The following is an 18,058-nucleotide window of genomic DNA, read 5'->3' as shown; positions in this document are numbered from 1 at the left end:
TAAACCTATCGATCCGCTCGAACATGAAGCGTCCCAACCATACTCGCCGCAAGCCTGCGTTCTGGGTAGGCCACACGAGCCAACAGGCACTGGAATAGCCGAGCGAGAGATGAGTAGCCGAATTGGTCGCCAGAGTCGATAGTTTCCAGCAACGCCACCGCTGGTCGGGGTTTGCGCTGGCAGTGATCTATAAGTTCGTCGACGATCAGGGTGGGTACCTTGCCGCGCTGATCACCTACTACGCGTTCGTATCGCTGTTTCCGCTGCTGCTGATTCTGACGACCGTACTCGGCGTGCTCCTCGAGGCCGACCCGCATCTTCAGCAGCGCATCCTCGACTCGGCGTTGAGCCAGTTCCCGGTGATCGGCGGCCAGATCAGCCGCCCGGAGCGGCTCAGCGGCGGCACCGGGGGTCTGATCACCGGAATCGCCGTTGCGGCATTCGGTGGTCTCGGCGTATCGGTAGCGGTGCAAAACGCGATGAATGTCACCTGGGGGGTGCCGGTCAACCACCGTCCGAATCCGTTCATGGTCCGGGTGCGCGGGCTGATCGGACTGCTCATCCTCGGTCCCCTGATCCTCGGATCGACGGTGTTGTCACAGATCGGCGCCGCGTGGCAGATCGGCTTCGGGTTCGCCTGGCTGCTGGTGCTCGCCTCGGTCATGTTCAACGCGGGGTTATTCGCGATGGCGTTCAAATGGGCCACCGTGCGCGCCTTGAGCTGGCGGCAGGTCGCGCCCGGCGCAGTGGTCGCCGCCGTCGCATGGCAGTTGCTGCAGCGTTTCGGCGCGCTCTATGTGGGCCGGGTAGTGAACCAATCCTCGGACACCAACGGCGTATTCGCGGTGGTGCTCGGTCTCCTCGGCTTTCTCTACCTGGCCTCGTTTTCCGTCGTGTTGTGTGTGGAGATCAACGTCGTGCGGGTCGACAAGCTCTATCCCCGGGCACTGCTGTCGCCGTTCACCGAGAATGTCAACCTCACCACCGGGGACCGACGCACCTACACCGACCAGGCACAGGCCCAGCGCAACAAAGACTTCGAGGACATCACCGTCACCTTCGACCAGCCTCCCGAGCAGTGAGTCCGCAACGGGCGATCTCTCGATGGAACGGAGAATTACGAGTCCGGCTGCCCGTTGTGCCCCGACGCAGTGCGACGAGGCTCGGTGTCGAGACTCGCCGAGCGTATCCGGGTTCGCATGCTGACCGCACGACGCGCCCCGCCGGTAGCGACGATATCGCCCAATACCAGCCCCGCGCCGATCGCCAACGTGGTGAGTACCGAAATCGCGAACGAAACCCCTGATCCTGGTGCATGTCCGATGAACTGCAGCAGCGAATGGGCAACCGTCAGCGACGGCAGTAGTGCTCCACAGAATGCCGGCACAACTATGGACGCCGGAGAAATGCGCAGACGCGCCGCCGTCCAGGTACTGACCGCGCCGAGCATCGCCGCGCCGAGCATCAAAGACAACTGCAGATTGATATGTGCATGTGCACACAACTGCACAACAATCTGGGTGAATATCGCGGCCGCCATGGAAATCGGCACCACCCGCGCGGTGGCTCCCTGGGCGAAGGCATTCGCCGCGGCAGCGATCGCCGAGGCGAATAGCGCCCACCATAGCGTCAGGCCGGTCAACTGGATCGCCGAAGGAACAACCTCGAGGTGCGCCCACCGGGTCGAAATCAGGCCAATCTGAATACCCGTGACCATGCCGAGTACCACCAGGCCGATACCGAGGCCGCGGATCAAGGCCAGGCTCCGAAATCCAGAAATCGCGTCCTGCGCCGTCGCGACGATCGACGGATGTGGCAGGAGCAGCACCACGCACGCGGCGACCATACTTGCCGCCTCGCCCGGATCGAACTGGCTGTAAGCCATCGCCAGGCTGCCTGCCATCGTCGCCAGCGCCATCTGCACGACGGCGACGAAAAACGCCGGAAGATAACGTCTGCCGAGCACCTTGCCGACATACATCAGCACGACCATCAGCACAAACGCGCCAGCGGCCGACCAGTAGGTTCCGCCTGCCTGCAGTGCGACGACAACGCCGAGAACTCCCATGGCGCTGGCGACGACTCGAGGCGGCCATCGCGGAGCCGACCGAATCTCCTCGACCAATCGCTGGCTGGCCTGAGTCATATCGGTTTCGTGGCCGACAATATCGTCGACAACCCCGTACACATTATTGAGCCGATGCAGGTCGGCGCCCGCGTCACGCACAACCCGCAATCCGGTGATGGTCGGCTCATTGGGCACGGCATACACCATATGGATCGATGAGCCGGGAAAGTCGAGTTCCACGGCGGCCAGATTCCAGGTCGCCGACACCGCCACGATTGCCACCTCGACGCTTCGCGCATCAGCTCCCGACGACAACATCACCTCCCCCAGATCCAGGCAAAAGTCGATGACCTGCCGGGCCGAATATTCTTCCCCGGTCGCGGTGGGTGAGGGCGAGACACCCGAATAGATGCTCCCGCGCAGCAGCAACGCGATATCGCGCCGCTGCTCGGCCGTCATCACCCGTGGCCGACGCCGCCGGCCGTCATCCGGGTGCTTGGCGATCGATTTGCCCGGGCGCCGCCCCGGCGCTGTCGCGCGTGCCGAGCCGCGATCGTCGTCCTCGACGCGGTCGGCTGGTTTAAGAAAGCGTCCGATACGGATGCGCCCCATACCGGCCTACTCGGCCCGTCCGTAAGCCGCGCGCCCGCGCATCGATGCGTCGACTGCGCGACGGCAGCACACGCCTGCGCGAATTTCCGGATGAACATCAATAGTGCTGGGCATGATCTCCAATCCACGCCTGGACGGATGCAATGGCGAAACCAGCGACGATGCCGCGAGAATACCCGGCCGCTCGAGCCGATATTCGACAGCAGTGGCCCACGCGTGTACACCGCCACCCAAGCATTACCGTCGAATTGCCCCTCTGCAATGGAGCTACCTCGAACTGTGACGACAGTAACCGTCAGAAGATCCGCGCGCTTCCCCTCATCTCGCGGAGGCCGGACCATAGAGGCAGCATCAACCGCGAACGCCGGTCCCCAAGGGGCGAAAGGTGGACAAGGTGACACTCGATCGTGGGCAGATCACCAGATTCATCGAGGACGGTTTCGTCCGCGTCGAGGCGGTTTTCTCGCGGGTGATCGCGCAACAGTGCCTGGAGATCATGTGGCTCGACACCGGATGTGACCCCGACGATCCGGCCGGCTGGAAAACGCCGATGATCCGATTGCCCGGCTACGACACCGAGCCGTTCCGTACAGCGGCCCAGATGCCGGTGCTGGAACAGGCTTTCGACCAATTGGTCGGGCCCGGCCGGTGGGCGCGCAGATCCGGCATCGGTGCCATCGCGGTTCGCTTTCCGCACGCTGATCCGCCGAGCGATGACTATTGGCACTTCGAGGGCAGCTACCTACCCGAGGGATGGACAGGTCACTCGTTTACCAATTACCGCTCCCGCGCTCGCGCCCTGTTCATGTTTGTGCTGTTCACCGACGTCACCGACCTCGACGCACCCACCCGAATCCGCGTCGGCTCCCATCTGGCCGTGCCTCCTCGCCTGTTCCGCTATGGCGACGAGGGCATCGACGCCACCCGGATCGGTGAAACCGGAGTCCTCGAGGCGACCGCTGAACTGCCGGTCACCCAAGCCACCGGCGCCGCCGGCGATGTCTACCTGTGTCACCCGTTCCTGATCCACGCCGCCCAGGCACACCGGGGAACCACGCCGCGCTTCATGGGGACCCCCACCCTGGAACCGGTCGTGCCACTGGAACTCGATCGCGCCGACGGCGCTTACTCGCCCGTCGAGGAGGCCATCAGACTAGGGCTCGGCGGCAGTCATGGCTGGTAGCACGGCGTTCGTGACAGGCGCTCAGATCTCGACGGCGGGATGGAGGCGGTCGAGGGTCCAGATTCGTTGCCGGTGCACGGCGAACGTCGTGCACCCGAGGGACACCAGCAGGAAGGCGAGCAGAATCGCGATGTCGCGCAACAGATTGCCGGTGAGTCCGCCGGAGACGGTGACTCGCAGGCCGTCGACGAGATAGGTCATCGGCAAGAGCGGGTGCAGCATGCGGAACGGCGCGGGTGTCGTTTCGACCGGATAGAGGCCGCCGCACGAGGTCAGTTGCAGAATCAGCAACACCAGCGAAAGACCCTCTCCGACAACGCCGAACGCGACCCGCAGGAAATGGTCGATCGCGACGAACGCCGCGGCCGCGAGGATCATCAATCCGGCCGTCCATATCGGGTGCACGGGATTGAGCCGCAACCCGACCTGGACGACGCCGTAGAGGATGAGTCCGCCGGCAACGGCAATCCCGGCCACCGGAAGCCAGCCCGCGACGGCCACGGTCAGCGGGCTGATCCGGCTGGCAACGGCACGCTGGTTGAGCGGTTGGATGAACAGGTACGCCAGCAGTCCGAGGACCCACAGCGCGATCGCGAAGAAGAACGGCGTCAAACCGCGCCCGTACAGCCCGGCCGGGTTGAGATTGTGGCTGACGATGCCGACGGGCGAGCCGAGCACGTCGGCCGCGGCGGCGGTCTGTTCGGGACTGGTATCGGGAATCTTGACCAAGGCCGTGTCGACGGCGTCAGCGACTTTGCTTGCGCCGGAATGCAATTGGTCGGCACCGGTCTGCAATGTCCGACTGCTGGCTTGCAACGACGCGAGGCTGTTGGTGATCTGCACGGCACCACCGGAGACGACCGTGGCACCCGCGGTGAGCGCGTGTAGTGGCGCCGCGGCGGCACGCAGATTCTGCTGCACGACATCGACATTGCCCGCGAGCTGGCCTGCCTTGTCGCTGGCCTGAACAGCGGCGTCATGGGCCTGCCCGGCCGTGTCCGACGCGTTGCCCGCGGTCGTCGCGATCGTCTGCGCATGGTCGAGCGCTTGCCGAAATACCGGGTCGGCCAATAATTCCGGATGCGCGACCGCGAGTTGGCGCAGCTCGGTATTGCCCTGGTCGGCCAGCTGGCGCACCAGATCGACACCGCCCCTGACGAGTTCGAGCGACTGCGCGGCGGCGCCGGTCGCGTTCGACAACGCACCAGCCGCCGTCGGCAGCGTCGCGGTGCCGGTGTCGACGAGCTGATTCACCGCGGCGTCCACCTCGTTGCTCGCCTGCGCGAGTTGCTGTACGCCGTCAGTGATTTGGGCTGCTCCGGCGGTCGACCCGGCCAGCCCCGCGGCCAGCGCGGTGGTGCCTTGCTGCGCGAGCACCGACGAGTCGACCAGGCCGTGCACGCCGGTCGCCGCGACGTCGAGTTGTTGTTTGACCAGGGTGAGGTCGCCGTAGATGGCTTTGGCGTAGGCCGCGTGCGCGGCACTGTTCACCTGGTTCTGCAGTTCGGAGCGCGCGACGTCGGCGACCACACCGACGATGAAGTTGTTGGCATCGTTGAGAGTGATTCCGAGAGTGGCCCGTTCGGGGATCGGCTGCTGGGCGCTGATCAGTTTCCGACTGAAATCCGGCGGGACGGTGATGGTGAAGTAGAACCGTCCGCGCACGAGCCCGTCCCGGGCCTGGTGCCGATCGACGAAGTGCCACTGGAACTTCGGGGTGGCGCGCAGTTGCTGCTCGAACTGTTTGCCCGCGTCGACGACCTGACCGTTCGCGGTAACCGGCTGATCCTCCACGACCACGGCGACCGGAATCTGGTCGGTCTTACCGTAGGGATCCCAGTTCGACCACAGATACAGCGACCCGTACAACAGCGGTACCAGCGCGAGTGCCACCGGAACTAGCCTGCGCAGCAGCGGACCGCGGAATCGCCGGAATTCGAGCAGCGCCAGACGTAGTGCCTTCACACGGTCTCCTGGAGGTCGGGCAACTCGGCATCGCGGGGGTGGGCGAGGGTGATCACGGTGACGTCGTCCAGCGGTGGCGGCTCCGACGCGGCGGCGATCACGGTGCAGCCGTGTTCGGCCAAGGCGCGCAAGCACTCCCAGACCCACCGCGCCTCGCCGCTCGTGCAGCCCTCGCCGACGTCGTCGACGACCACCGCGCCCGGCTGCTGCGCGGCCGCCAACGCCACGGCGAGCACCACCTGTTCGCCCGATGTCAGGTCGCCTATCAGCAACTGCGCGGCGGGCACCTGCGCACCCATCGCGGCGTAGGACGCGGCCAAGGCCGCCTCGGTGAACCGCGGTCCCCCGATCAGCGCGCGCTCGTCGATCACCTCGCCGACCCGAAGCCGCGGGTCGAGCGCGCAGCCGGGATCGAGGCGCGCGACCGCGACGAGATCCAGGATCGCGCGCGGCTGTTCGTCGTAACGCCGACCGCCGACGAGAAGACGACCGGTCACCAGCCGCAAGCGGCCCGCCAGCGCCCACAGCAGTGACGTGCGGCCCGAGCCCGCCGACCCGACCACCACGGCGAGTGCACCGGCGGCGATCTCCAGGTCGACGTTCTCGAAGGCGCACCCCGCCGACCCGCGCGCAGCGAGGTTGCCGGCAACGACGTCAACACCCACCCATGTCACCCGACCGAGCATAGAGACCGTTCCGTACGTCGAGCGGCAACGCCGCACCCCGGGCGATTCCAAAGTCCGCACCGCGATTGGCCGGCGCCCTGCGTGCCGCGGGAGTGTCCGCCGGTCGCCTGGTGGCGATCCATGCCGCGAACAGTCCAGAGGTCATCGCGGTGCGTATGGCGACCCACTTGCTCGGGGCATGCAGTGCGGTGTTCCCCACGCACGCCACCGATGAGCTCCTCTCGTTCACCGCGGCGGACCTGCTGGTCACCGCACCCCGCCTGGCCAGGGCCGGCGCCTACAGTCTCGGTCCGGCACCCGGCTGCGTCGATCTGCTCGCCAAGGCCGCGACTATGCCCGCCACACCCATCCACGGCCAGGCCTCGCCCGACGATCTGTGCTTCATCGTGTTCAGCGGCGGCACCACCGGCACGCCGAAAGGCAGCTGCCACTCCTACACAGATCACAGCTCGTTCGTCGGGGCGGTGCGCGACCCGCGACCGCGTCCGCACCCGCCGCCGCCCGCCGCATCGCGTTGAAACGACTGGGCCCGATCCTCTGCCACGGCTACGGCAGCAGCGAAACCGGGCTCGTCGCCACCCTCGACCCAGCCGAATACACACCCGAACTGGCCGACACCGCCGGAAAACCGTTGCCCGACAGCCGCATACGCTTCACCAACCCGGATGGGACACCGAGCGGCCCCGGTGACATCGCTGTCGCCGGGCCAGGCGTCGCCGTCGGCTACTGGCGCCGCCCCGACCTCGACACGACCATCGTCGACGGTTGGCTCAATACCGGCGACGTCGGATTTCTCGACGACCACGGCTACCTCCACATCCTGGGCCGCCGCCGCGACATGATCGACGGCGTATTCCCCGTCCAGGCCGAAAATATGCTCTACCAAAACGCCAATGTCCGCCTCGCGGCCGCCTTTCCGCGCACCGACCACTTCGCCACCCTTGTCGTGCCCGAACCCGGCGCCACCGTGGACCCAACAAGACTGGCCGCCAACACATCTGCCGCTCTCGGCGTTCGGCTCACCGTCACCCTTACCGACCACATCCCGCTGACCGAACAGGGCAAACCCGACCAGCAGGCCATCTAGCCGAGCTCCGCGGGATCTTTGGTCTTCGGGGGCAACACAATTCGGGTCCTGCGCCGCAGGTCATCTGAGGGCGATGGTGCCAGCGCTGTGCTATCGAATCCGAACGGAGCATGATTCCAAGATATTTGCGCATAACATTCTTTGGCTGCGCTAGCCGATAGCCCGAATATTCCCAGCTGAGATATCCCTTTTCCCCAGTCTCGTCGCCAGTCGAGTTGACCGCCGGTATGTGGTTCTACTTGGTAATGATACTTACACATAAACGGGCGGGCCGAAATACCGCCTTCGCGTTAATTGCCGTCGGGGCAATGGTGTTCGCGTCCGGCCCTGGCGCCAGCGGCCAGCCTCCGGCCAGTCCCTCCGCACCGTCGAGTTCTGACCTGTCCGCCGTGCCGAAGGTGGTGACGACCGATCAACAGGGTGCCGTCCAGCAGGTGGTGCCCAAGGATCCGGTCGCGGTTCCGGCCGGAACGCCCGCCGAAGCCCATGCCGCGGCGCAGGCGCACGCGGCCGGCGTTCAGAAGGCCCTCAGCGGAAATGGCTCTACCGCAGGCAATCTGGTCGTGGAGTCAGTGTTCCAGGTCGGTACGGGATCCACGGTCCGGTTGCGTCAGGAGATCGACAAGGTGCCGGTGTTCGGCGCGTCGGCGGCAGAGTCGCTGGCCGCCGATGGCTCGCTCATCTCGGTGACCGGCTCGTTGTCGAAGAAGTCGGAAGGCAAGTTCGCCACGACAACACCGCCGGCCGCGGTGCAGGCGACCGCGCTGAAAAAGGTCGCCGAACAGAGCAAGTCGGCGCCGGATCGGCTGAAAGTCGCTGCAACCAAGGCCTACTGGTACGACGCGAAGCTGGCCGCGAAGGACCAGGCGCAGAGCGCGGCGGTCCCAGCCTTCAAGGTCGATATCAACGGTGCCAGCGCGGAAAAGAAGGGTGAGCCCGCGACCTGGGTCGTGTTCGTCGACGCAGGCAACACCGCCAAGGTGCTCGACAGTTGGAGCGAGACCAAACACCTCAACCGGGTCGTGTGCGACAACGAGAGCAGGCAGATCGACCCCGACCAAGCCGAATGTGGCACCGCCGATATCCAACCCACCAGAACCGAAGGCAATCCCCCCGTAGGTGTGCAAGATGTCGACCAGGTCTACGACTATCTAGGCAACACCGAAGGGTTCTACGCGAAATACACCCAGGTACCGAACCTTACCGAGCTGATCGGCGACGACACCGGTGATGGGTACGGAAAAGCGTTGCGCGCCACCGTCCGTCTGTGCACCTACGATGAGTGCCCGTACCAGAACGCCTTCTGGTCCGGCAGCTACATGGCCTACGGCTCGGGTGTGACCACCGAGGACATCACCGGACATGAACTCACCCACGGCGTGACGCAGAACACGAACGGTCTGGTCTATCGCGGCGAGCCGGGTGCGATCAACGAGTCCATGTCGGATGTCTTCGGCGAGTTCGTTTTTCTGACCGATACCGCCAATCCGTGCAACACCGCGGCCAACCGGTGGAAGCTCGGCGCCTGCAGTTCCTTGGGTGTGATCCGCGATATGCAGAACCCGAAGGCGTACCGCAATCCCGATACCTACAAAGGTCAGTACTGGTATGCCGGTAGCGGCGACAGCGGCGGCGTCCACACCAACAGCGGCGTAGGCAACCGGACCGCGTCGATCATGGTCGATGGTGGCACCCTCAATGGCGTGACCGTCTCCGCGCTCGGCATCGAGAAGGTCGCCGCGCTGTACTGGACCACGCAGACCCTGCTGTCGTCCAACTCCAATTACGGCGCATTGTCCAGCGCACTGAAAAACGCGTGCAACACCAATGTTCGTAACAACACCGCGGGCACCACGGCCGCCGACTGCGTCCAGGTGGCCAATGCCACCAAGGCGACCAAGCTGCCGCAACTGGCGACCCGCACCTAACCCCAACCACCGATACAACCGGACAGCTCACCGGGCTCGGTATGGTCCCGGTGGGCCGCCCATTACTTGGGTAGCTGTCGCAGCGGCACTCACACCGACCGGAACACGTTTCAGGGTTTTCTGGCCACCGCGCAGAAGGCGCCGATCTCTCGCACGGCGCCGACTTCGGTGTCGGCGGGTCGCCACCGGGAGATCGAGACAAAACCGGGTTCGACCATCTCGAGGCCGTCGAAGTAGCCGGCCACCTCCGCACGGGTGCGGGGGTGATAAGGCGCTCCCCCGCTTTTGGTGTATTCCTCGCACAGATCCACATAGCCTTGGTCGTCGGTGGTGCCGTCGTAGCAGATGAGGTAGCTGCCCGAGGGGACGGCATCCATCACGGTGGCCACGATCCGGCGCGCGTCATCGTAGGTCGCGACGTGACCGAGTACGCCCATGAACATCACCGCGACGGGCTTGTCGAAGTTCAAGATGTTGTTCGCGTCGGCGATGATGCGGTCGGGGTCGGTGAAGTCGGCGTCGATGTAGGTGGTCACACCCTCGCGGGTGGTGTTGACCAGCAGGGCCCGGGCATGGGTCAACACCAGGGGGTCATTATCGACGTAGACGACCTTGGACTCCGGGGCGGCGCCTTGGGCGACCTCGTGGGTGTTCTGCATGGTCGGCAGGCCGGTGCCGATATCGAGGAACTGGCGCAGCCCCTCTTCGCGGGCGACGTAGCGCACAGCGCGGATCAGGAACTGACGTGACTGTTGGGCCATCGTGGTGATGTCGGGATAAATCTGGGCACTGGCGTCACCGACGACCCGGTCGATGTCGTAGTTCTCCTTACCGCCCATCCAGTAGTTCCAGATCCGTGCCGAATGCGGAATATCGGTACGGATCACGTGCGTGCGATCATCAGCCATCAGCATGGACTCCTCGGCGAAAGTGAAACAGCGGCACCCGGGCAGAGACCGTGTCGCGTGACCGGGAGTGTCCCGATCTGTGTTGTGACGCTACAAGATTCACCTATCGGACAAGCCGCGAACGCTGTTACTACGCACTCACCACGACGCGGCAGCGGGTGTGTGCCAGTTGCTGTCGTCGAGGAGTTGCCCGTCCTCACAGGTGCCGGGCCGCATAGCGCGGGAGAGGGCAGGCAACACCTGATCGAGTCGCCTACCCCGCGCTCAACACCTGGGACCGTATGGTGTCGACCGGCTTTCGTTCCCGAGATGGCCGGCGACCGCGGTAACGTCGCCACCGGCCCCGATTGCCTATTCGGCGAATTGTGTTCTTCGAGAACGGTGTCGGGTATAGATTGCAGTACGGGTGGAGGGCTATCGAGTACTGATTCTCGACGCGTGAACGGGAGGGCAGGGGTGGTCGGTCATGGATGAGATTGTGGTGACGTGTTCGTTTCCCGGTGTGGACCTCGCGACCGCCGACGACCTCTGCGCTGATCTCAGCGGATAGTCTCGGCGAAGCCGTGCCGGAAGCCGCGACCACGCGGACTCGCGACAATGAGCTGCACCAGGATCTGGGGACGATTCTGACGATCGTGTTGACTTCGCCGACCGCGGCGCTGTTGATCCGCGAGCTGTCCAGATGGGCGGCCCGCCGCTACGACGCGACCGTGCATCTGAGCCGTACCGACACCGGCGAAAGCGTGGACATGACAGGACCGTTGACGGCCAGGCACGAGCGCATGCTGCAGCAGTTCCTCGCCGGCGACGATCGGGCGTGACACGAACAGCGGCGTGCACGACACGGACAAAACCGTTGCGATCATCTGCGGGGCGAGCAGCTGGCCGCGAATGGAACGGTTCACGCCCGCCAAGGCTTTCCGCAAAACCGCGTTGGGGCTCAAGGACTATCTGACCAGCGGGACCGGCCTGCGGCTGGCCGAAGACAACGTGCTCGACCTGTTCGACAGCGACTGCTCCGCGGTCGAGCATTTCGATCGGATCGAGGCGTTCCTGCACGGGCACATGCGGCGAACGCGCAGCAGGCACGGTCGAGGCATGCTCGTGCTTGTCACCTATATCGGGCACGGCGCGTTCTTCGAGGTACAGCGGTTCTATTGCCTGCTGCTGCGCGACACCCACGAGCCCGCGCCGGTGGAGACCAGCCTGCGGGTCTCCGCGTTGTCTCGCACGCTGAAGAACACCGCGCCCAAGAGCGCCCGCATCGTCATCCTCGACTCGTGTTTCGCGGCGCACGCAGTCAACGACTTCCAAAGCGACGTCCAACAGGTCGCGGACGCGAAGGTGGAAGAGGTCGTCGAGCAGGAGGTGGTGCTCGACGAGGCGTACCAAGCCGCCACCGCCGAGATCGACGAGGCCCTCAACCAGGAGGTAGCGCGCGAGGACGGTTTCGGATCCGGTGGTGTGGCGTTGCTGCGCGCGTCCAGTTCCAAGGATCCCGCCCAACTGGCCAGCCAAGATTCCTTCACTCTGTTCGGCAGGGCGCTGCTCGACGTGCTGTGCAGCGGTGATCCGCAGCAGCCCGGACCGATGAGCCTGCGCCAGATCTGCCGCCTCATCATCAAACGACTGCAGCCGATAAAACACGCGCCGCAGCCACAGGTGCATACGCCCGAACAAAACGGGCGAGACCTCGCCGACGAGCCGCTGTTCCCGAACCTCGGCGCCGGACCGCTGAAACCGTTGCGGCCCGGCATGTCCGGGCGCAGGAAGCGGCTGATCGCCGTCGCGGGCGGGCTGGTCGTGGCGACGATGCTCGGCGTCGGCGTTACCGTCGGCGCGACGATCATCGAGAACCGCGCGGATTTCCTTCGCGCACACTGCGGTACCGACATCGCATCGCTGCACACCGCGGGCGACGAATGCATCGGACTGACCGACGGCTCGTTCGACCTGTTCCAGCCGCCCGACCGGGACCAACGCATCGAGGACCGAATCAGGTTGGTGGAAAATACGATTCGGGATCAGAATGAAACAGCCGAGCAGCGGCACCGCGACCATCCCGAGCGCCCCTACGTCACGCTGATCGATCTCGAGGCACTCACCGCGCCCGCGGGCGGCACCGCCGCCGGGTTGACCGCCGAACGCGAAAGCCTGGAAGGTCTAGCCGTCGCGCAGAACCGCCAACTCCACGCCCCCGGCGCCACCGCACCGATCGTGCGTGTCCTGATCGGCAACGCAGGACGCAATATGCACTCCGGTCCTGAGATTGCCGCGCAGGTGACCGAGGCCGCCCGCGACGACCCGACCATTGTCGGGGTGATCGGCTTGAACCTGAGCAACGCGGCCACCAAGAACACCGTCGCCGAACTCAACGACGCGCACATCCCGACGGTCGCGACGACGTTGTCGTTCGACTATCTCGCCGACTGGATTCCGCTGTTCGTTCAGGTAGCACCGCAGGATCGCAGCGAGGCAGCGACCGCGGCGGGCTTCGCCGCTCAACTGCCGATGCCGAAGACGGTCCGCATCTACTACTCCGGCGACCCGAACGACCTCTACAGCGCCAATCTGCGCGATGACGCGACCTATTGGTTCAAGCAATTCAAGTTCACCGTGCAGGCAACAGCGTTCACTCCAGCAGACCAAGGCACGGAATCGCAGCGGCCCGAACCTGGCGACCGGCTGATCGGCGACGCGGGCGCGGCGGGCGCCGAAACCTGCTCCGGCAGCGGTGCCGCCTTCTTCGCCGCCCGCGGCGTACCCGACTTCGGCACCTTCCTCGACGGAGCGTCGAGGTGCGGCGGCAACAACAACACGGTCATCATCGGCGACGATGACGTGACCAGGCATGTAGCCGATACCGCAGCCAGGCATCGAACCGCTGACGTGCCTTACTATTTCATCTCCTTCGCACCGGCTCCGCTCACCGACTCCGAACCAGGCGCGACCCCGACGTTTTATGCCGAGCTCGCGAACCTGTTCCCCTTCGAGAACGAGGACGAGCGCTCCCTGGACAGCCACGCCGCACTGACCTACGACGCCATGCAGGTGTATATCGCGGCGGTGGAACAGCTGCGCCGCAACGGTTCCCACGAGGTCGGCTTGGTCGAGCTGTCCAGGGAGATCACCAAGATCGGCACCGTGAACGGCGTAACCGGAACGTTGGACTACGGCGGAAGCGTGCGACCGAATGTGCCCAAACACAAGCAGATCTCCGTGCTGCGCGTCGAAAACGGAAACGTGATCCCCAAGATCCAAGCCTATTGCGGTGAATTCCCCAGCCGCACACAGCCACCCGACGACTGGTGCCCAGACGATGCCGACCAGAACCCACCGACACCTCCCAAGTAACGCGGCCTACTGCCCGTGCTGGGATGCCGTCTCGACACGCGACCTACGGCCAGAAGCTAGCCGACGCTCAGCGGCGGCTGGCCGAGCTGCAGTTCTGAACACCTTCCTCAATACCCTGCCCGCTCCGATGACCAGCCGCCGACAGGCAGGCTGGTCATCGGCCGCAGAGCGCACGGTAACTCGTGACAGTTCACCAACAGCTTCGGGTCGCAAGCGGTGACGAGGTATCCCGGTAAGTGGTGTCACATGACGTATACAGCTGAGGGCCAACGTGTTAGGACCGAAGCCACAGAATAACGGTTTCGTAACGGCCGGTTCGGGGTACTAGATCGACATGCCCACCAGGTGGCGCGAGCCGCCCAAGTGGGACCCGCGCATTCGTGCCCGGCAACCGTCGACCCGGAGGAAGTGCTCAGTGCAATACGAGGAGTTCGTGCTCCCGGTATCGGGTTTGCAGGTGCAATGGCGAGCAGACGATGAGCATTTCCGGATTCGATCGCCCGCCTACCGCGGCGGTGGCCCTCGGATAGCTTCCGACCACCTGCCGTGGCGCCCCTGGTCTGGCCGCAACGATATGGCCGTCGGTACGGCGGGTCCGATCGCAGGCCAACCCGCCGCGATGTGGTGGGCGGTGTGGGGCGAGTACACCGGCGACGATGTCCTGGTCACCCTCGAAGACCTGAGCCACCCCGCGGTAATCATCTTCCACAAATTGTGGATGGCCGAATGGCGCGGGAAGGAGCAGAAGGCGATCGTGGTCGCCGCAGGCCGACAAGCCGAGGTCCACTTCACCCCACCGGTCGGCCGTCAGGTCGACGGGATCCGTAACTGGCGCAACGTCGAGACGCCGAGCGGATTCCACGACATCCCGCGACTGCGGGCTCGATGACACATGACCAAACGGCACTGGGGCTGGTCGAGCAGGGTGTGTAGCAGGCGCTACCAAACCCCGGCGTGCACGCACCGGCCCGGCAGTACCACCGAGCCGATGGTGAGGGCTTGGTGGGTGTATGGTTTCGCCACGCTAACCCGCTAGGGCAAAGTGACGCCAGAGGCGAGTCGACTCACCGGACCGCAGGATTCGATTCAGCCACGAGTCAGCACCACCTCGCCAGGATCCTTGATCGACGTCCTGTCCGAGAACGAGCTGCGCGCCGAAGATGAACTCGCAGAACGTGTCCGGGCCCAAGTCCGCCGCCATCTCACCGGGCCACGCCAAGGTGCGTGGCAGTCAGTCGCTGCGGAACCAACGGTCCACCTGAGAGGTAAGGGCGCGGGCCGCGGCGATGGGGGCGTTGTGCGTCGCGCGGGGGATGTCGGCCCGTGCCGAGCCTGGTATCGCCACGGCGATCGCGTCACAGATCGCGCGAAAGTAGGGCGGACTGGCAGCACCGGCCGCGAGGATCGTCGGTGCGGTGATGGCGGTGTAGCGTGCGGCATCGGTGTTGGCGACGGCGGCGCGGGCCTCGGCGAGCACCGAAGGCAGCAGTTGTTCGAATTGCCTGCCGATCGGAGTGCGGAAGAATATGCGCGCCAAGACTTTCTGGGCAGCGATCGGAAGTCGCGAAAGCGCACCGGCGGCTCCCTGTCCGCGGCTCAGCAGCGTCATCGCCAGCGCGGTGTCGTGTGCGACCAGCGCCTCGGCCATCGGTTCGATGAAGTCCGTCGGAAATAGTCCGCCCGCCGCGCATGCCGGGTCATATACCGCGAGGCCGTCGAGCGACAGTGCGCGCGCTGCTTCGAGAGCGACGAACCCGCCATAACTGTGGCCGAATACCTTGCGCGCGCCAGTGGCAGTCAGTACTGCGGTGAGGTCTGCGATGTCCCCGTCGAGCCCAACACCCGGTGCACCGTCACGTCCGCCGCGATCGTAGAGGTGCACGGAGATGCCGTCGGCCAGGCGCCGCGCGAAGCGCCGGTAATTCATTGCGGTGACACCACTTCCGTGCACCACCACAAAACCTGAGCCGCTCCCGAAACTGTCGACGGTAAAGCGGCGGCCAGTAGCTGACACTACAGTGCGGGTATCCATCGATCGCCTCCTCAGCAGCCGGGTCCTGGCGGTGTTCACACCCCCATCTTTTAATAGCACATCCATGCTATATTCAATTGGCGGGGTTGACAACAATGTCATCAGCAATGGAGAACCGGCATGACCGATGCGACGCGACGGCTACTGATCAGCTTCATCCTCTGGGACATCGGGCTGACCGTGCTGCCCTACTTCGCGTTCCGCCTCGCCGGACTGGATGAGACCCGCTCCCTCTGTGCGGCACGGCCGTGGCCAGCGCGCGGCTCGCCTACGTAGTCGTCCGGCATCGCCGGATCGACGGCCTTGCGGTCTTCATGATCGGCATCCTGTTGCTCGGACTGCTGTCCGCCGTCGCGGTCGGCGATGTCCGCTTGCTTGCCGCAAGGGATTCGGTGACGACGATTTTCGTCGGCGGTACCTTTCTCGTCACGACATTGTTCCGCCGACCGGTCCTGTATCTCGTCTCCCGGAGGTTCCGTGCTCCCGACCCGGAATCACGACGCCGCTGGGACGCGGTGTGGGACACCGAGCCCGGGTTCCGGCGCATGTACATGATCGCGTCGGCGACGTGGGGAACAGCGCTGCTCGCCGAGGCGATCGTCCGGATCGTCGCGGTCTACGTACTGCCTCTGGACATGGTCGTCGCGCTGTCCTCGCCGGTCCAGCTCGGCCTGATCGCACTGCTCGCGGCCTGGTCGATCGGGCTGCGCCGACGCCCCGGACACCGGCAGTGGAAATACCGGCTCGACCGGGAGTTACCAGCGCGGAATCGACTCGGCGTCCGGTCGGCCGATCCGGCGACCCGGCAACGCTGAGCCGAGTTGCCTGGCAATCGGGTCCGTTTCGACGCAGCACCTCGCGCTAACGTGGCTGTCGAGTCAAGCTCGCGAGATGCAGACGCAGAATCGCAAGCATGGTTTCGGGGTCGCGGCGATCTGGATCGACCACCGCGGCGATGGACAGCCCGTCGAGCAGTGCCGCGAGACGGTCGGTTTCGAGGACGAGGTCGCCGACGCTGGCCCGCAAGGCGCCCGCATCCGACATCGCCGACAAGACCTGACGACTCAATGCGCGCACCCCAGCCGCAGGCTGCCCGGCGAGTTCTGCCAGCTCGGGCCGCGATCGCGCGGCGGTGGTGAAGGCGAGCCATACCGACGACTCTTCGAGTCGAGCGGCGTCCAGCGGCAGTACTTCGGCGAGGATATCCGCAGCGTAGCTGCCCGTGCGAGCGGTCCGGCCGTCGGACAGATCGGCTAGATGCCGTTGCACCCGCGCCAGTACGCGGCTGTTGAGTTCGGCCAGCGCGAAAGTCAGCAACTCGGGGTGGCTGGCGAAGTAGTGGCGCACCGACCCGATGACCAAACCCGCTTCCTCGGCGACACGACGCAGCGTGGCGTTCTCGACGCCCTCCCGGGCCACTACTCGGAAAACGGCATCCGCCACCGCCTTCTTGCGTTCGGTTGCGTCCACGATCTTCGGCATGAGGTGCGATCCTACGTCCCGGGTCCGTGACATCGCGCGATCGGTGGCAATCGACCCACCTTGTTCGAAATCCGCTATTGGCCGGTGTAACTGCTGAATGTCCAGACCTGACCTTCGCGATCCGCGCAGCAATACTCACGCACCCCGGCCGCGGCATCATGAATCGGATTCAGAATGGTCGCGCCAGCGGCGTGCGCCCGAGCCCGATGTTCGTCGAGCTCACTGTCCGGCACCCAGATGCACACCCCGTGGCTGGTGCCGCCCAGCACGAGCGGGCTCTGCATACCGTACCGGTCGCCGTCGCGACTTCGGCTGATGAAAATCAGGTCGTTGCCGGCCCGGATTTCCGCATGCTCGACTTCGCCATCCGCACCGGCTACGACACAGTGTTCCTCGAAACCGAATGCCACGGAAAGGAACTCGAGCGCCGCCCGAGGGCGCAGATACTTCACATCAGGAAATACCGTCTGCCGCGGAGTTTCTCCGGACAGGCACCGCAGATCAGCTTCGCCGGGCTGCCCACGCCAGCACCCCCGAGCAGACTGCACGCACGCCGCGTCCGCCAGCGCGGCGCTCATCTTCCCGGGCTCACAGCCCATTCGGTGGATAGCAAGGGCAAGCAGGGTCTGGATAGGTACCACTGCCCCAGCAGTGGATGCCCCATCCGCAGGTAATGGCATAGACATGCTATATAAACTAGCTTAAGCGTGCTATAAAAACAAGAAAGTCTTCGACGACCGATCGGATTGACAA

The 18,058-nt window shown here is 65.1% G+C and carries 17 protein-coding genes; 10 read left to right on the top strand and 7 right to left on the bottom strand.

Features of this window, described 5'->3' with window-relative positions; translation table 11 throughout:
• The first annotated feature begins 182 nt into the window (after positions 1-182).
• A complete protein-coding gene (locus ACIA8C_RS24085; RefSeq protein ID WP_397138292.1) occupies positions 183-1,082 on the top strand; it encodes a YihY/virulence factor BrkB family protein in 900 nt (299 codons plus the stop codon).
• Between the two features lie 35 nt (positions 1,083-1,117).
• On the opposite strand, the gene ACIA8C_RS24080 is transcribed toward ACIA8C_RS24085, so the two are convergent.
• Positions 1,118-2,497, bottom strand: coding sequence for a threonine/serine exporter ThrE family protein (locus ACIA8C_RS24080; RefSeq protein ID WP_397138290.1), 1,380 nt, complete (start codon positions 2,495-2,497; stop codon positions 1,118-1,120).
• Between the two features lie 577 nt (positions 2,498-3,074).
• Between ACIA8C_RS24080 and ACIA8C_RS24075 the strand changes: the two genes are divergently transcribed.
• The gene (locus ACIA8C_RS24075) at positions 3,075-3,863 is read left to right on the top strand and encodes a phytanoyl-CoA dioxygenase family protein (RefSeq protein ID WP_397138288.1); all 789 of its coding nucleotides are present in this window, start codon (positions 3,075-3,077) and stop codon (positions 3,861-3,863) included.
• Positions 3,864-3,884: 21 nt separating this feature from the next.
• Here the strand turns inward: ACIA8C_RS24075 and ACIA8C_RS24070 are convergent, their stop codons facing one another.
• Both ACIA8C_RS24070 and ACIA8C_RS24065 read right to left on the bottom strand, forming a co-directional pair.
• The gene (locus ACIA8C_RS24070) at positions 3,885-5,828 is read right to left on the bottom strand and encodes a YhgE/Pip family protein (RefSeq protein ID WP_397138286.1); all 1,944 of its coding nucleotides are present in this window, start codon (positions 5,826-5,828) and stop codon (positions 3,885-3,887) included.
• Positions 5,825-6,502 (bottom strand): ATP-binding cassette domain-containing protein, encoded by a 678-nt coding sequence (locus ACIA8C_RS24065; RefSeq protein ID WP_397138284.1) that lies wholly within the window; start codon positions 6,500-6,502, stop codon positions 5,825-5,827. The genes ACIA8C_RS24070 and ACIA8C_RS24065 overlap by 4 nt, the downstream gene beginning before the upstream one ends.
• A gap of 77 nt (positions 6,503-6,579) precedes the next feature.
• Between ACIA8C_RS24065 and ACIA8C_RS24060 the strand changes: the two genes are divergently transcribed.
• The 3 genes from ACIA8C_RS24060 to ACIA8C_RS24050 all read left to right on the top strand — a co-directional run bounded on the left by ACIA8C_RS24060 (position 6,580) and on the right by ACIA8C_RS24050 (position 9,529).
• A complete protein-coding gene (locus tag ACIA8C_RS24060; protein ID WP_397138282.1) occupies positions 6,580-7,032 on the top strand; it encodes an AMP-binding protein in 453 nt (150 codons plus the stop codon).
• Complete coding sequence (locus tag ACIA8C_RS24055; protein ID WP_397138280.1) at positions 7,029-7,601, top strand: AMP-binding protein; 573 nt, start codon at positions 7,029-7,031, stop codon at positions 7,599-7,601. The genes ACIA8C_RS24060 and ACIA8C_RS24055 overlap by 4 nt, the downstream gene beginning before the upstream one ends.
• A 308-nt stretch (positions 7,602-7,909) precedes the next feature.
• Positions 7,910-9,529, top strand: coding sequence for a M4 family metallopeptidase (locus ACIA8C_RS24050; RefSeq protein WP_397138278.1), 1,620 nt, complete (start codon positions 7,910-7,912; stop codon positions 9,527-9,529).
• A gap of 110 nt (positions 9,530-9,639) precedes the next feature.
• Here ACIA8C_RS24050 and ACIA8C_RS24045 read toward each other — a convergent pair whose 3' ends face one another.
• Complete coding sequence (locus ACIA8C_RS24045) at positions 9,640-10,437, bottom strand: SAM-dependent methyltransferase (RefSeq protein WP_397138276.1); 798 nt, start codon at positions 10,435-10,437, stop codon at positions 9,640-9,642.
• A gap of 563 nt (positions 10,438-11,000) precedes the next feature.
• Between ACIA8C_RS24045 and ACIA8C_RS24040 the strand changes: the two genes are divergently transcribed.
• The 3 genes from ACIA8C_RS24040 (at position 11,001) to ACIA8C_RS24030 (ending at position 14,680) form a co-directional block, all read left to right on the top strand.
• On the top strand, positions 11,001-11,258 hold the full coding sequence (locus ACIA8C_RS24040) for a hypothetical protein (protein WP_397138274.1): 258 nt from the start codon (positions 11,001-11,003) through the stop codon (positions 11,256-11,258).
• Between the two features lie 13 nt (positions 11,259-11,271).
• Complete coding sequence (locus ACIA8C_RS24035; protein ID WP_397138272.1) at positions 11,272-13,791, top strand: hypothetical protein; 2,520 nt, start codon at positions 11,272-11,274, stop codon at positions 13,789-13,791.
• 415 nt (positions 13,792-14,206) lie between these two features.
• Positions 14,207-14,680: a hypothetical protein gene (locus ACIA8C_RS24030; protein WP_397138270.1), complete on the top strand. Its 474-nt coding sequence runs from the start codon at positions 14,207-14,209 to the stop codon at positions 14,678-14,680.
• 342 nt (positions 14,681-15,022) lie between these two features.
• Here the strand turns inward: ACIA8C_RS24030 and ACIA8C_RS24025 are convergent, their stop codons facing one another.
• A complete protein-coding gene (locus ACIA8C_RS24025) occupies positions 15,023-15,925 on the bottom strand; it encodes an alpha/beta fold hydrolase (protein WP_397138906.1) in 903 nt (300 codons plus the stop codon).
• Positions 15,926-15,943: 18 nt separating this feature from the next.
• Here ACIA8C_RS24025 and ACIA8C_RS24020 point away from each other — a divergent pair, with 18 nt between their 5' ends.
• On the top strand, positions 15,944-16,099 hold the full coding sequence (locus tag ACIA8C_RS24020) for a hypothetical protein (RefSeq protein WP_397138268.1): 156 nt from the start codon (positions 15,944-15,946) through the stop codon (positions 16,097-16,099).
• Positions 16,072-16,638 (top strand): VC0807 family protein, encoded by a 567-nt coding sequence (locus ACIA8C_RS24015; protein ID WP_397138266.1) that lies wholly within the window; start codon positions 16,072-16,074, stop codon positions 16,636-16,638. The genes ACIA8C_RS24020 and ACIA8C_RS24015 overlap by 28 nt, the downstream gene beginning before the upstream one ends.
• A gap of 46 nt (positions 16,639-16,684) precedes the next feature.
• Here ACIA8C_RS24015 and ACIA8C_RS24010 read toward each other — a convergent pair whose 3' ends face one another.
• Positions 16,685-17,305: a TetR/AcrR family transcriptional regulator gene (locus ACIA8C_RS24010; RefSeq protein WP_397138264.1), complete on the bottom strand. Its 621-nt coding sequence runs from the start codon at positions 17,303-17,305 to the stop codon at positions 16,685-16,687.
• 74 nt (positions 17,306-17,379) lie between these two features.
• Positions 17,380-17,883, bottom strand: a complete 504-nt coding sequence (locus ACIA8C_RS24005; RefSeq protein WP_397138262.1) for a VOC family protein — start codon at positions 17,881-17,883, stop codon at positions 17,380-17,382.
• Positions 17,884-18,058 lie beyond the last annotated feature (175 nt).

This window comes from Nocardia sp. NPDC051321, assembly GCF_044455225.1.
In the GTDB taxonomy this organism is placed as follows: domain Bacteria; phylum Actinomycetota; class Actinomycetes; order Mycobacteriales; family Mycobacteriaceae; genus Nocardia.
This window is presented reverse-complemented; position numbering and strand designations above follow the sequence as displayed.